We start from the raw sequence: 14,173 nt of genomic DNA on the forward strand, positions 1-14,173 counted from the left end.
CTGCGCGGCAGCCTTGGCCTCGCCTATGCCTGGCACGACGTCGACACGACGCGCGCGGTGACTTTCGCACCGCTCGCACAGACGCTGACGTCGAACCGCGATGCCGGCACGCTGCAGATTTTCGGCGAAGCCGGTTATGACCTGACGATGGGCAAGGCCGCGGTCGCTCCCTTCGCCCGGCTGGCGCATGTTCGGACCAAAAGCGACGCTTTCCTCGAAACCGGCGGCAATGCGGCGCTTGCGGTTGCCGATGCAAAGCAGGAAACGACCTTCCTCAGCCTCGGCGCGCGCGCACGCTTCAACGCTAGCGAACCGGATTTTCAGCCCTATGCTTCGGCCGCCTGGAACCGGGCGTTCGGCGACCGCGCCGGGATCAACCGTTCGGCCTTCGCCAGCGGAGGCGGCACAACCTTCGTCATCGTCGGCACGCTGATCCCCAAAAATTCGGCCGAAGTCGAAGCCGGCTTCGACTATCGCGCCGGTGCCTTCAGCATCGGTGCCGCCTATACGGGGGTATTGGCATCGGATCGTAACACCCATGGCGTTCGCGTGACGGCCAGAATTTCATTCTGATCGGCGAGGAGAACAGGCGAACGCTTGCGGCCCTGAAGCCGGGGTCACTTCCCCAAGACCCCGGCTTTAAGACCCCGGCTTTTCGAACGTTCCCAGCGCGACTGCATCGGCCTTCGCCGGGACGACGATTAGGGGTTATCCGTCGCGGCCGTAGACATCGTTGCGGAAGGCGATGCCGCGGTCGGTCGCAACCGCCGTAATATAGGTGAGGTAGACGGGAACCTCGACGGGGAGCGCGACCGCCTGTTCGGGGGTCTTCGATTTGGTGTTGATCGAGCGGTGGAGCAGCCATTGGCCGAGTGCGGCGGCGTTTTCGAGCCGGATGCAGCCGTTGGAAAAATGGCGGTCGGGCTTTTTGAGCAGCGCGCGTTCGGGGGTGTCGTGAAGGTAGATGCCTTCGTCATTGGGGAAGAGGAATTTAACGCGGCCCATCGAATTGGCGCCGCCGGGAAGCTCGCGGAGGCGCAGCAGCTGATCGCCCGCGGCGACCGCTGACCAGTCGATCTCGGAGGCGTCGAGCTTGCGCGGGTTGGACCCCCAGTCGGAGAGCGCCTCCATGCGTAGCGAGGCGAGGCTGCGCCCCGCGAGTATCTTGGGCGCGATGCTTTTCTGCGCGAGATAGTCGGGGACGTTCCAATAGGGGTTGAGGATCGCCCATTGCAGCTTGCCCGCGAGCATCGGCGTCTGCGTCTCGGGCGCGCCGACGACGACCTTCATCGACCCCGCGCGCTTGCCCGATCCATAATAATAGAGCTGTCCCGACGAGGCGTCGACGACGATATGATGGACGTACGGGCCGGGAAGGATGCGCGCGCGGTCGAGGTTGAGGCGGAGGCGCGCCATCGTGTCGCCCGAAGCACCCTGTGCCAGCGCGCGGCCCATGAGGGTGCGGAGGCGGACATAATGTTCGCTCATCCAGCCCATATTCTTCATATAGGCACCGAAATCCTTGGGAAAGGCGGCGGCGCGAAGCACGTCATCGGCGTCGGCCTTTTTCGGGCGAAGCGACTTGTCGGCATAGTCCATCTTCGCCTTGCCGGGGCTGCGCATGTCGCGGACGTAGCGCGCGAAGGCGGTCGAGAGCGCGACTTCGGCGCGCGCGAGCGCCTGCGGGCCGCCGCCGCGGGTGCGGGCGATCAGCGCTTCGAGTTTTTCGAGATCATAGGATGAGGATTTGAGGTCGTCGCGCGAGGCGGTCGACAGATAGCCGAGCAAGGTCGCGGCTTCGGGGCCGACCTTGCCCGCGCGCACCCAGAGCGGCTTGTAGGCGCGCGCCGAATAGAAACGTTTGACGTCGCCGCCCGCTTCTTCGCGGATCGCGGCGGCGAGCGGGATCGCAGTCCCCTGCGCCGCGGGCGCCGCAAAGGCCGGCGGCGCGAGCGTGGTGCCGAGCGCCAATACGGTCAGGAAAAGGGGAGCGCCGCGGCGCCGCGCTCCCCGAAGATGTGTGTTCAGCCGCGTTCTCCCAGCCGGGTCGGGGCGGGCGGCGGCGGGGGCGGGGGCGGCACATAGTTCGGATGATAAATGCCGTCCGAGGTATAATAGCCGTCGATGATGCCGTCGCCGTCACGGTCGGCGGCGACGCTGCCCGGCACCGCACCCGCGGGTGGCGGCGGTGCGGCGGCGACTTCTTCCTGCTGCGAACAGGCTGAGAGCGCCAGCGCGCCGAGCGCACTGAGCATGATGGGTTGGAAACGCATGTGACCACTCCTTTTCAATGCGCCCGAAAATCACTTTTCCGGCGCGAGTGCCCCAACCCCGCGATGTCAGCCCATGCCTGCGATTGAAGGCGCGTCATCCATCACGCGATCAGGAGTGTGTTCTGAACGATGATCTGCGCCATAGGTTCCCGGCCTTTTCGCGCGCGCAGTGGACATGGCGATGGCGCGGGCTAGGCTGCCGGGATTCCGATCCCCTTCCCGGGGTTCGAAACCCTGAGCGAGGCCGATGGCCCCCAACCCGCCCCCCTGAACGGGGCGGGGCTTGAAGAAAGGCGCTGGATATGGATTTTTCGCGGTTGCAGGCTTCGAGCAAGATCGGCGACGACTGGGTCTATCCGCAGCCGCCGTGCCTGAACTTCGGCTGGCTCGAGGTCGACCGCGACCCGGCGCACCGCATTTACTGGGAGGAATATGGCAATCCGGCGGGCGAGCCGGTAATGTTCCTGCACGGCGGCCCCGGCGGCGCGTGCGCGCCGGCGATGGCGCGCTTTTTCGATCCAAAGCGTTACCGCGTCATCCTGTTCGACCAGCGCGGGTGCGGCAAGAGCGAGCCCAATGTTGCCTCGTCAGGCCCGGCGGTGGCGCTGGCCAGGAACACCACCGAAGACCTGATCGGCGATATCGAGAAATTGCGCGAGAAGCTGGAGATCGCCGGGCCGATGCATGTGTTCGGCGGGAGCTGGGGCAGCACGCTCGCGATGGCCTATGCGATCGCGCATCCGGCGCATTGCGCGAGCCTGATCCTGCGCGGCATCTTCCTGGGGGCGCCCGAGGATCTGCTGTATCTCTATCAGGGCAATGCCGCGACCTGGGAGCAGAACCCGTACGGGCTGACCGAGCCCGGCGCCTATATGAAATATCCCGCGGAGTGGGCCGAACTGTTGTCGGTGCTGGCACCGGCAGAGCGCGGCGACGTGATGAAATCGTACAAGGCGATTTTCGACATGGTGCCCGCGAATGCGGCCGAGAAGGAACGGCAGCTGAAGGCGGCGCTGACCTGGTCATTGTGGGAAGGCGTGATTTCGAACATGATCCCCGAGACCGCCGACACCGGCAAGTTCGGCGAGGCCGATTTCGCGCTGTGTTTCGCGCAGATCGAGGCGCATTATTTCGCCAATGCGCTGTTCATTCCGGCGGGGCATTTCTTCAGGCATATTGCGACGCTCGCGCGCATCCCGGTGCATATCGTGCATGGGCGCTTCGACGAGGTGTGCCCGCTGACGCAGGCATCGCGGCTGGTCGCGGCGCTGCGCGATGCGGGGTCGGAGCCCGCGACCTATGTGGTGACCAATGCGGGACATAGCGCGATGGAACGCGAGAATGCGCTCGCGCTGACGGCGGTGATGGACGGGTTGGCACGGATCGCCAGCTAGGGTCCAAAATCAAGCGGCGTGCTCCCGCGAAGGCGGGAGCCCATCACCGGTCGGAGCTATTTTGAACCGGCAGGAGATGGGTTCCCGCCTTCGCGGGGACACACTGGCCTTTTTAGAAGGACGTCGCCCCCAATGTGGGCGACTCCAGATCGAGCTTGTCCGCCGGGATGACGACGAGGTCGGGGCGGAGGGCGCGCAATTTGTCGATGAACCTGGCTGCATCGCCGACGACGATCAGCGAAGTGTTTTCGGGTGTGACCTTCTTGGCGGCGACCCTGTTTGCGGCCTCGGGCGTCACCGCGGCGAGGCGTGCGGCGTAATCCAGCGCATCGGCGGGCTGGAGCCCCTGGAGGATCAGCCCCGCGACGATCGCGCCATAGCCGCCGCCGGTCGCCTGCTGGCGGCCATAGGAGCCTTCGAGGAAGGCGCGGCGCTTGGCCAGCGCGTCGGGGGTGATCGGCTCGGCGCCGAGGCGCTGGAACTCGTTCAGGAAGATTTCGGCGACCTCGGTCGCGCTTTCGTTCTTTGTCTGCGCGCTGGCGCTGAGGAGTGCGGTGTCGGCGCGCGCGGGCATGCTGCTGTACGCGCCATAGCTCAGCGCGCGCTTGCTGCGCACCTCGGTGAAGAGACGGCCGTTCGAGCCGACGCCGAGCACCGAATTGGCGAGGAGGAGCGAGGGATAGTCGGTATCCGAGCGGCTGACCCCGCGGACGGCGGCGAGGACCGCGGCCTGCCCCGCGCCGGGGAGGTCGACCACGATCGTGCGTGGTGGTTGCGTAGCGCCCGCGCGCGATTTGGGTAGCGCAGGCGCCGGCCCTTCGGCCTTCCAGTCGCCGAACAGGCGCTTTGCGAGCGCGCCGGCTGAGGCGGGGTCTATCCCGCCGGTGACGACGACGGAGATGTTCGCGGGGTGCCACCATGTGCGGCGATAGGCGACAAGGTCGTCGCGGGTGATCGCGGCGAGGCTCTTCACCGTGCCGCCCGCCTGGCCGCCATAGGGCGCGGCGCCGTAGAGCAGGGGCTGGGCGACCAGCGCGGCGATCGCGCCGGGATCCTTCAGCGCGACCCGGAGGCCATCGGTCCTGCGCTTGCGCTCAAGCTCGAATTCGTCCTGCGGGTAGCTGGCGCCCCGGATCACGTCGGCGAGGATCGTGCCGACCTCGCCCAAATTCGCGGCGGGTGCGGTGACCGAGAAGGTGCTGCCGTCGGGGCTGGCGCCGGCGCTGATCGTTGCGCCCAGGCTTTCGAGCGCGGCGGCAATCTGTTCGGCGGAGCGCGCCCTGGTGCCCTTCGCCGCCAGGCCGGCGGCGATGGAGGCGACGCCCGCGCGGCCCTTGGGATCGGTCGACGCGCCGCCGCCGATCACGACGCTCAAGGTCGCGAGCGGGACGGTGCCGGTCTTGACCGTGACGACGCGGATGCCGTTGGCGAGGCGGCTTTCGGCGATCGTCGGCGGGGTCACGGCGGGGGCGGCGGTGGGCCCGGGGGGCGCCTGCCGTGCGGCTTCGGCGGCGAGCGCGTTCGGGGTGCCGGTCGCGGCGGGGACGCTGGGGAAGACGGGCATCGGTTTGGGGTTCGCCCAGCTCTTTGGATCGCCGTCGCCCGCGGTGTAGCGCAGCTCGACGCGCGCCTTGGGATCGAGATAGGCTTTCGCGACGCGCGCGACGTCGGCCTTGGTGACGTGTGCGATCGCGTCGAGGCGCTTGTTCGCGGCGGCGGGGTCGCCGGTGAGGACGAGCGCCTCGCCGAGTTCGAAGGCGCGGCCCGCGAAGGTCTCGCGCTCCTTGAGCGTCGAGGCGAGCAGCTCGGTCTTTGCCTCGGCGAGTTCGGCGTCGGAGACTTCGGCGGATGCGATGGCCGCGAGCACCGTGTCGAGCGCGGCGGCGACTTTCTCGGGATCCTGCCCCTCGCTGAGGATCGCGAAGGGGGTGATGCCGCCGGCTTCCTCGGTGAAATCGACGCTCGTGTCGATTTGGGTCGCCATTCCGGTGCGAACGAGCGCGGTGTGGAGCCGCGAATTCTCGCCGCTCGACAGGACCGCGTTCATCACCTCGAGCGCCGCAATATCGGCGTGGCTCGCGCCGGGCGTCTTGTAGATCGCGCCCACGACGGGCAGCGGGACGTTGGGAGCGGTCGCATTGACGCGGCGCGGCGCCATCGGCGGCTCGATCCTTTTGATCGCGAGCGGGATCGGCTTCGCGCGCTTGGGGATAGCGGCAAAATACTGGTCGACGAGCGACTGGAGCCGCGCTTCGTCGAAATTGCCCGCGACGATCAAGGTCGCGGTGTCGGGGCCATAGAAAGCCTCGTGGAAGGCGCGCGCGTCGTCGAGCGTCGCGGCGTCGAGGTCGGCGATGCTGCCGATCACCGGGCGGCGGTGCGGCAGGACGTCGAAGCTGTTTTCGCTGAGTACGAAGCTGAACAGCCGGCCGTAAGGCGGCGCGAGCACGCGCTGGCGCAGCTCCTCCTTCACGACGTTGCGCTCGGTCTCGAACACCTCCTTGTCGACGACGGGGCGCGCCATGCGCTCGGCGTGCGTCCACAGCATCGTTTCGAGATATTGCGCGGGGACGGTCTCATAATAGTTGGTGCGGTCGAAGCTGGTCGACGCGTTGCGCACCCCGCCGACATCCTCGGTCAGCCGGTTGATCATATTATACGGCATGTTCACGGTCTTGCGGCTGAGGATATGTTCGAAAAGATGCGCGAAGCCCGAGCGCTTTTCGGGGTCGTGCTTCGACCCGACGTCGTACCAGACCGACACCATGACATTGGGGGTCGAACCATCCTGCAGCGAAAGGACGCGCAGACCGTTTTTGAGGATGCGTTCCTTATAGGCGATTGGCGGCACCTGCGCGGCGCTGTCGGCGGGCGCTGCCGCGGTGTGGGCGGCCCCGGTCGTGGCGGCCGCCAGCGCGAGCGCAGCCGCGCCGAGGAAAGGAAATATTTTCACGAGGATCCCCCTTTGAAATTGGCCGGAGACCCGGTCGATGAGCAATTTTGCAGGGGTGGGGGTGATGTCAACTCTTGTTCTACGAAGAGCAGGTGAAGGCTGATGAGGGATGTCGGCGTTGCGTGGTATGTTGCGGGAAGGGCGGGTTTCGGCGGGTAGCGGACATTATCTTCTCCCCTCCCTTTCAGGGAGGGGAATGGCTTAATTCCACCCCCAATCCGGTCATGCGTCGCGCTGAAACAAAGTCTATCTTCCCCTTTCGGACGGATGCGGTAAAATGGGCGGTGCGGGCAATGCGGACGCCCGTTCAGACGGCGCGCCGTCCAAGTTCCGCTCCATAAGCCGCGACTGCGGCAAGGAGCGTGCTTGCCATGACGACCGATATCCATTCCCCGCCCAGTCTTTCGCTGTTCCGGCTTTTCCTTCGCTTTCTGCGTTTCGGCTTTCTCGCCTTTGGCGGGCCGGTCGCGCAGATCGCGATGGTGAAACAGGCGCTGGTCGAGGAGGAGCGCTGGATTTCGCCGGTGCGTTTCAACCGGCTGCTCGCGGTGATGCAGATCCTGCCCGGGCCGGAGGCGCATGAATTGTGCGTCCATCTGGGGATGGTCGCGCGCGGGCGGATCGGCGGGCTGCTCGCCGGGCTCGGCTTCATGCTGCCCGGTTTTGTGCTGATGCTGGGCGCGGCGTGGCTCTATAAGGGCTGGATCGTCGGCAATCCGGCGATGGCGCCGATCTTTCTGGGCGTGCAGGTCGTCGTGCTGGCGATCATCCTGCGCGCGGTGCAGCGGATCGGGACGCATATATTGGAAGACCGGCTGCTCTGGCTGCTCGCGGGCGCCGCGCTCGCCGCGACGCTGGCGGGCGTGCCGTTCTGGATTCCGCTGATCGCATCGGGGCTGATCTATACCTATGCAAAGCGGCCGGTGGCGGCGGCGGCGATCTTCGTCGCGGCGGCCGTGCTCGCCGTCCTGGTGACGGGTGCCGCGCCTTCGGCAAAGACAAGCATCGCCGCGAGCGAGGCGGGGATCGTCGCGCTGTTCGTTGCCGGGCTGAAAGGCGGGCTGCTCACCTTTGGCGGCGCCTATACCGCGATCCCCTATGTGCGCACCGACACCGTCGGGCGCGGCTGGATCAGCGACGCGAGCTTTCTCGACGGCGTCGCGTTCGCGGGCATGCTGCCGGCACCGCTCGTCATCTTCGCGACCTTCGCGGGATATGTCGCGGCGGGCCTGCCCGGCGCGGTCGCGATCACGGCGGGGATGTTCCTGCCCGCCTTCGCCTTCTCGATGATCTTTTTCGAGCGGCTGGAGGCGGTGGTCGACAATCCGGCGCTCCACCGGGTGCTCGCGGGCGTGGCGGCGGCGGTTGTCGGCGTGATCGCGGCGACGCTGTTGCAACTGGGCTGGTCGACGGCGGGACGCGCCGCGAACCTGGTGCCCGCGACCCTTCTCTTCGGCGCCGCCGTCCTCGCGGTTTGGCGCTGGAAGGGGAAGCTCGCCGCCCCCGCGCTCGTGCTGGCGGGCGGCGTTGCCGGGTGGGCGCTGAACCTTTGACCCAGGATGGCGTCCGGGCGCCGCGCGCAGGTCATATCTTTATCAAATAACCAAATAGGTTCTTTTCTATTGACATCGTCACGCTGATATGGCACAAGTGTCACATCATGAAGAATTGCGAGTCGGGCCGGTGCCCCTTCCGATGCGAAGGGGCGTTCCGGCCCGATTGCTTTGAGGAGCAACCGATGACCTATGACGAAAAGGATGAGATCGGGCCGCAATGCCATCGCCCCGTGCAGGTGAAGCGGGTGCGATCGGACGGTTGGGCGGCGCCGGCCTTCGATGTGTTGCAGCTTGAGGATTATGACTGGGTGACCGGCGGGCGCGGGGCGGAGACGGCGGGTGCGCGCGCGGCGATGGTGCTGCGGCTTGGTTATCCGATTGAAGAGCAGCATTATTTTTCGGGCTTTGTGCTGGCGGCCGAGGATCGCGCGCGGTGGGCGGCGATCGCCGATGCGGCGGATGCGGCGCGGCGCGCGGGGGCGGCGCGGACCTTTGTCTGGGCGCTGCCGCAGGTCGCGCGCGACGGGTTCGTGACATTTAACGGGGAGGATGTTGTGCAGGCTTTCGATGCGGTGGATTTCCCGCTGGCGATCGGGCGCGAGGCGATGGCCCTGACCGAATTTTCGACGCAGATCGTGAGCTCGCCGTCGGGGCACGAGCAGCGGGCGACCGAATGGGCCGAGGCGCGAATGCGCTATGACGCGGGGCCGGGGGTGCGCTCCGAAGCCGATGTGCGGACGCTGATCGACTTTTTTCGCGCGCGGCGCGGGGCGGCGCGGGGGTTCCGCTTTCGCGATCCGTTCGATGGCAGTTCGGCGGCCGATGGCGGGTTGCCGGCGGCGGTCGATCAGATGCTGGGGGTAGGCGACGGTGCGCGGCGGCAGTTCGCTTTGGTGAAGCGCTATGGCGCGGGCGATGCCGGGCAGGTGCGACGCGTCAGCTTGCCGGTGGAGGGCAGCGTACGCGTGTCGGTCGATGGTATCGAGACGGCGGCGTTTATGGTGACCGGTGAAGGCGAGGTGCTGCTCGATGTTGCGCCGGCGGCCGGGGTCGCGGTGCGTGCGGGCTTTCTGTTCGATGTGCCGGTGCGCTTTGCCGACGATCGGCTGGAAGTGAGCCGCGCAACCTTCCTGGCGGGCGAGATGGCGAGCGTGCCGCTGGTCGAGGTGCGCGCGCCATGGTGATGGAGCGCGCGCCCGACTGGCTGCGCGAGGAGCTGGTGACGCTGGCGTGGTGCTGGCGGCTGGCGCGACGCGACGGGGTGGTCGTCGGGCTGACCTCGCACGACCGCGACCTGATGGTCGGCGGGATTTTGTATCGCGCGGCGCCGGGGATGAAGCCGTCGGCGCTCGAGACGAGCGACAGCCTCGATGTGGCGACGATGGACCTGGAGGGTGCTGTGACAAGCGACGCGATCACGGCGCGCGATCTGGACGCCGGGCGGTGGGACGGGGCGGAGCTGGAGCTGTTCGTCACCGACTGGAGTGCGGCCGACGTCGCGCCGGTTACGGTGGCGCGCGGATCGCTGGGGGCGATCGAGCGGCGCGGGCCGGCCTTTGCCGCCGAATTGCAAGGGGTGACGCGGCTGCTCGACCGGCCGGTGTGCCCGGCAACCTCGCCGTCGTGCCGCGCGATGCTGGGCGACCGGATGTGCCGGGTCGACCTGGCGCCGTTGTCGCATGTGCGGCGGGTTGTTGCGGTCGATGGGCGCATGGTGACGCTGGATACGGCCGCGCCCGGAATGGCGTTCGGCGAGCTCATGTGGATGGAGGGCGCCAATTGCGGACTGGCCAGTCCGGTGATCGCGGTGGAAGCGGCGGTGCTGCATCTGGCCGAAGCGCCCGCCTTCGCGGTCACGGGGGTGGTGCGCGTGCGGCTCACCGAGGGATGCGACAAGCAGCTTGCGACGTGCCGCGGCCGTTTCGCGAATGCCATCAATTTTCGCGGTGAGGCGCATCTGCCGGGCAATGATTTGCTGACGCGCTATCCCGGTGGATGAGTTGGGCGCGCGCGCCTTTGCGGCGGCGCGGGCGATGGTGGGGGCGCCGTTCCGGCCGCAGGGGTACGATCCCGCGACGGGGCTCGATTGCGTCGGGTTGGTTTGGACGGCTTATGCCGCGGCTGGAAAGCGGCTGGTGCGGCCGGTGGGCTATCCGCTGCGCGGCTGGTCGCGAGCGCAGGTCGAGGCCGGGCTGTTCGCAGCGGGATTCGAGCCTGTTGGCACCGATATGCGCGACGGCGATGTCGCGCTGATCGCGCTCGATGCCGGGCAATTTCATCTCGGCCTGATGGGCGCGGACCGTATGGTTCACGCGCACGCGGGGCTGCGAAAGGTGGTCGAGACGCCGATCGACGACGATTTGCGGGATGTGGTGCGGTGGCGATTGCTGTCCTGCCCACCCCGCTGCGACCAGCCAGCAAGCTGGCAAGTCTCGTGGTCGGAGCCACGGGTCTCCGACCACCCCCTCCCGCACGCGGGAGGGGAGAAAATTTCGGGAGCATATTGATGGCGACTTTGGTGCTGACGGTGGTCGGCGGGATTGTCGGGGGTCCGGTGGGCGCCGCGATCGGGGCTGCGGTGGGCCAGCAGATCGACGCGCAGATTTTCAAGCCGAAGGGGCGCGAAGGACCGCGGCTTGCCGATCTGAAGATTCAGGCATCGACCTATGGCCAGCAGATCCCGCAGCTGTTCGGGACGATGCGCGTCGCGGGGAGCGTGATCTGGGCCACCGACCTGATCGAACGGCGCAATAAACGCGGCGGGGGCAAGGGGCGGCCGTCGACGACCGAATATAGCTATGCCGTATCGCTCGCCGTCGCGCTGTCGTCGCGGCCGATCCGCAGGATTGGGCGGATATGGGCCGACGGCAATCTGCTGCGTGGGTCGAGCGGGACGTTCCAGGAGCGCTGCGTCTTTCGCTGGCATGACGGAAGCGAGGATCAGGCGGCCGATCCGTTGATCGCGTCGGCGCTGGGTATTGCGTCGGCGAGTGCGTTTCGCGGGTGCGCCTATGCGGTGTTCGAAGAGCTCGACCTCGGCGCGTTCGGCAACCGGATTCCGTCGCTGACATTCGAGGTGGAGGCTGACGCCGCGGGCATCGACGCCGGTATGGTCGGTAACAGCCTGTTCGGTGAAACCGCGCGCTGCGGCGGCGAATGGCCCTTTACGGGCTATGCCGCATCGGGCGACCGGTTGCGCGACGCGCTCGCGCCGCTGTTCGACGCCGACGGCGTGCGGCTGGTGAGCGGGCCTGATGGATGGAGGCTGGCGCCCACGGCTGCGGCCGGGGAATCGTTGGCGCTCGCCGATTTTCGCGAGGCGGGGCGGGGCGAGACACCGGGCGACCGGACCGAGCATCGCCGTGCGCCGCTGTCGTCTATGCCGGGGACAATCCGGCTGCGGCATTATGAGCCCGAACGCGATTATCAGCTGGGCCAGCAGACGAGCCAGGTTGCGGGCGGCGGCGTGCGTGAGGAGCGGATCGACTTACCCGCGGTGCTGCCGGCGGCGTCGGCGCGGGCGCTGGCGCAGCGGCTTGCCGCTGCCGCGGCGGACGGACGCGAAATGCTGGTGTGGCGCGCCGACCTTGCGGCGCTGGCGTTGACCGTCGGGCATGTGATTGCACTGGCCGACGGGAGCCGCTGGCGGCTGGCGGGAAGGACGGTGCGCGGGAGCGACATATTGCTGGAGCTCAAACGCCACGAGCCGCTGCCCGTGGCCGAGCTTCCGGCAGAACCTGGCGTTCCGGTCGGCGCGCCCGATTGGCCCGACGCTGTCGGCACGGTCCGCCTGTTCGACCTTCCCAATATCGGCAGTCCGGCGGCATCGGCGCCGCGGCTGTTGGTTGCCGGTGCGGGCAGCAACGATGGCTGGCGCGGCGCCGACTGCTGGATCGTCGCATCGGCCGGTGCCGAGCCGATCCCCGTCGGGACGGTGCGACCGGCCGCGGCGCTGGGCGAGCTTGCCCTGCCGCTGGCGGCAGGAAGCGATTGCCTGTTCGACCTGTTGAACAGCGTCGAGGTTCAACTGGTCAATCCGGCGATGACATTGGAATCGGTCGGCGACGCCGCGCTGCTGGGCGGAGCGAACCGGGCGATGGTTGCTGGCGAATTGCTGCAGTTCGGCGTTGCCGATGCCGTCGGACCCGGGCGGTGGCGCCTGTCGCGATTGCTGCGCGGGCGGGCCGGGACCGAGCGGGAAATGACCCATGCGGCGGGAGCACCCTTCGTCCTGCTCGACGATCCGGCGTTATTGATATTGCCCGAGGCGCTCGCCGGATTGGCGGAAAGCGGCGCGGCGACGCTCGAATGGGCACCGCGGGGCGGGACGACGCTGACCGAGGTCGATGTGCCGGCGGCGGGCCGGGCGTTGCGGCCGCTCGCCCCGGTACACGGGCAGGTCCGTGCCGATAGTGCGGGCGGCGTGACGATCGGCTGGGTCCGGCGCAGCCGCGCCGACACGGGATGGCGCGACCATGTCGACCAGCCGCTTGGCGAAAGTCATGAGGTCTGGCGCATCGCACCGTCGCCGCCGGTTCCGGGAATCGGGCCATGGGAAAGTGCATCGCCGACGCTGACTATCGGTGCCGCCGAACTGGCGACGCTGCCACCGGGCTGCGCGATCGAGATTCGGCAGGCGGGGGATTTCGCGCTGTCGCCGCCTCTATCGTTGCCGTTGACATAAAAGGATAATGCCATGATCGCTACGCCGACCACGCCGCGCTTCGCGTTACCGTTACTTGCGGTGGCGCAGGCGCAGAAAGAGGTGACGCACAACGAGGCTTTGACGCTGCTCGACGCGTTGCTTCATGCGGCCGTCGAGGCTGGGCCGATCACCGCGCCGCCCGCGGCCCCGGAAGAGGGGCACTGCTGGATCGTCGGTCCGGCGCCGACGGGTGCCTGGACGGGGAAGGCCAATGCGATCGCGATCCGGAGCGCGGGCGGATGGCGATTTGCGCCGCCGCGCGAGGGGATGCGGGCGACGCGCCTGACCGACGGTGCGCAGCTCCGCTTCGACGGCGCCGCATGGGCCGCGCCGGCGACGATCATGGCGCCCTCCGGCGGGTCGACAATCGACTCAGAAGCGCGTAGCGCGATCTCCACACTGATTCTTCACCTCGCCGCGCAGGGTCTTCTGATTTCAGGCTGAATTTTCGGTTCGTTCGCGTTGCAAGTGCGACTTTTTGGCAACAGATTGACGATTTGTTCACTTGCACGGAACCAAAGCGGCGAGTAGGACGTCTGCCGAGACGTATATCTCAATTGAAAGGGGAATTACTATGAGGAAGCTTGCCGTCGCTCTGGCGTTGGCCTCCACCACCCTGGCGTCGCCTGTTTTGGCGCGCGACAACTCTTGGTATGTTGGTGTGGGTGCTGGCGCAATGCTCGTCGAGGACCTGGATCTCGACATCGGTACGTTCAACAATGCCGGTACGCTCGATCATCGCGCTGGCTATGATGTCGAAGGCACTGTCGGTTATGACTTCGGCGGTTTCCGCGCGGAAGTCGAAGTCGGTTTCCGTGAAGCCGACATCAAGTCGGGCCGCTTCACCGCTCCGGGCATTCCGCAGACGGTCAACGGTTCGGGCGGTCTGATTACCGGCTCGCTCCCGCTCGCCGGCGATACGAACGCGCTGAGCTTCATGGTCAACGGCCTGCTCGACTTCGGTGACGACGACGGCCTTCAGGGCTTTGTCGGCGGTGGTGCCGGTGTTGCCCGCGTTTCGGTTGAGCCGGTCTTTGCCGGCAACTTCCTCGACGATTCGGACACGGGCTTTGCCTGGCAGGCGATCGCCGGTGTCCGTGCTCCGCTCAGCGATAATATCGACGTCGGCCTGAAGTATCGCTTCTTCAATGCCGATGCCGACATGGTCGACCAGCTCGGTCGCGACGTTTCGACGCGCTTCCGTTCGCACTCGATCCTCGGCACGCTGACGTTCAACTTCGGTGGCGCCGAACCGCCGCCGCCGCCGGCTCCGCCCCCGCCGCCGCCCCCGC

11 protein-coding genes and 1 pseudogene are annotated in these 14,173 nt (G+C 67.4%); 9 read left to right on the plus strand and 3 right to left on the minus strand.

What is annotated here, in order from left to right:
• Positions 1-573 (plus strand): autotransporter outer membrane beta-barrel domain-containing protein (locus tag VJ811_RS10915; RefSeq protein WP_324072293.1); only part of this gene is annotated, 573 nt, incomplete at its 5' end.
• A 135-nt stretch (positions 574-708) separates the two neighbouring features.
• Here VJ811_RS10915 and VJ811_RS10920 read toward each other — a convergent pair.
• Positions 709-1,971: a L,D-transpeptidase family protein gene (locus VJ811_RS10920; RefSeq protein WP_324072294.1), complete on the minus strand. Its 1,263-nt coding sequence runs from the start codon at positions 1,969-1,971 to the stop codon at positions 709-711.
• A gap of 53 nt (positions 1,972-2,024) precedes the next feature.
• Entirely contained in the window at positions 2,025-2,273 is a 249-nt protein-coding gene (locus VJ811_RS10925) for a hypothetical protein (protein ID WP_324072295.1), read from the minus strand.
• A 302-nt stretch (positions 2,274-2,575) separates the two neighbouring features.
• Between VJ811_RS10925 and pip the strand changes: the two genes are divergently transcribed.
• Positions 2,576-3,667, plus strand: a complete 1,092-nt coding sequence (pip, locus tag VJ811_RS10930) for a prolyl aminopeptidase (protein WP_324072296.1) — start codon at positions 2,576-2,578, stop codon at positions 3,665-3,667.
• 112 nt (positions 3,668-3,779) lie between these two features.
• On the opposite strand, the gene VJ811_RS10935 is transcribed toward pip, so the two are convergent.
• Positions 3,780-6,620, minus strand: coding sequence for a pitrilysin family protein (locus tag VJ811_RS10935; protein ID WP_324072298.1), 2,841 nt, complete (start codon positions 6,618-6,620; stop codon positions 3,780-3,782).
• A gap of 371 nt (positions 6,621-6,991) precedes the next feature.
• Here VJ811_RS10935 and chrA point away from each other — a divergent pair, with 371 nt between their 5' ends.
• The 7 genes and pseudogenes from chrA to VJ811_RS10970 all read left to right on the plus strand — a co-directional run.
• Entirely contained in the window at positions 6,992-8,173 is a 1,182-nt protein-coding gene (gene chrA / locus VJ811_RS10940; RefSeq protein WP_324072300.1) for a chromate efflux transporter, read from the plus strand.
• A gap of 260 nt (positions 8,174-8,433) precedes the next feature.
• Positions 8,434-9,360, plus strand: a pseudogene (locus VJ811_RS10945) (DUF2460 domain-containing protein); the annotation flags it as partial.
• Positions 9,354-10,175 carry a DUF2163 domain-containing protein gene (locus tag VJ811_RS10950; protein ID WP_324072301.1) on the plus strand — a complete coding sequence of 274 codons (822 nt, stop codon included), beginning with the start codon at positions 9,354-9,356 and terminating at the stop codon, positions 10,173-10,175. The pseudogene VJ811_RS10945 and the gene VJ811_RS10950, both read left to right, overlap by 7 nt.
• Positions 10,168-10,683, plus strand: coding sequence for a peptidoglycan endopeptidase (locus tag VJ811_RS10955; RefSeq protein ID WP_324072302.1), 516 nt, complete (start codon positions 10,168-10,170; stop codon positions 10,681-10,683). The genes VJ811_RS10950 and VJ811_RS10955 overlap by 8 nt, the downstream gene beginning before the upstream one ends.
• Entirely contained in the window at positions 10,683-12,860 is a 2,178-nt protein-coding gene (locus VJ811_RS10960) for a phage tail protein (protein ID WP_324072303.1), read from the plus strand. The genes VJ811_RS10955 and VJ811_RS10960 overlap by 1 nt, the downstream gene beginning before the upstream one ends.
• 12 nt (positions 12,861-12,872) lie before the next feature.
• Positions 12,873-13,325, plus strand: a complete 453-nt coding sequence (locus VJ811_RS10965) for a DUF2793 domain-containing protein (RefSeq protein WP_324072304.1) — start codon at positions 12,873-12,875, stop codon at positions 13,323-13,325.
• Between the two features lie 130 nt (positions 13,326-13,455).
• Positions 13,456-14,173 (plus strand): outer membrane protein (locus VJ811_RS10970; protein WP_324072305.1); only part of this gene is annotated, 718 nt, incomplete at its 3' end.

The sequence above is a fragment of the Sphingopyxis sp. genome, assembly GCF_035250425.1.
Taxonomy (GTDB): domain Bacteria; phylum Pseudomonadota; class Alphaproteobacteria; order Sphingomonadales; family Sphingomonadaceae; genus Sphingopyxis.

Bases quoted from the DNA above. Each gene is read 5' to 3' on its own strand.
- VJ811_RS10925 (WP_324072295.1), bottom strand. From the start codon at position 2,273: ATGCGTTTCCAACCCATCATGCTCAGTGCGCTCGGCGCGCTGGCGCTC.
- pip (WP_324072296.1), top strand. From the start codon at position 2,576: ATGGATTTTTCGCGGTTGCAGGCTTCGAGCAAGATCGGCGACGACTGG.
- chrA (WP_324072300.1), top strand. From the start codon at position 6,992: ATGACGACCGATATCCATTCCCCGCCCAGTCTTTCGCTGTTCCGGCTT.
- VJ811_RS10950 (WP_324072301.1), top strand. From the start codon at position 9,354: ATGGTGATGGAGCGCGCGCCCGACTGGCTGCGCGAGGAGCTGGTGACG.
- VJ811_RS10960 (WP_324072303.1), top strand. From the start codon at position 10,683: ATGGCGACTTTGGTGCTGACGGTGGTCGGCGGGATTGTCGGGGGTCCG.
- VJ811_RS10965 (WP_324072304.1), top strand. From the start codon at position 12,873: ATGATCGCTACGCCGACCACGCCGCGCTTCGCGTTACCGTTACTTGCG.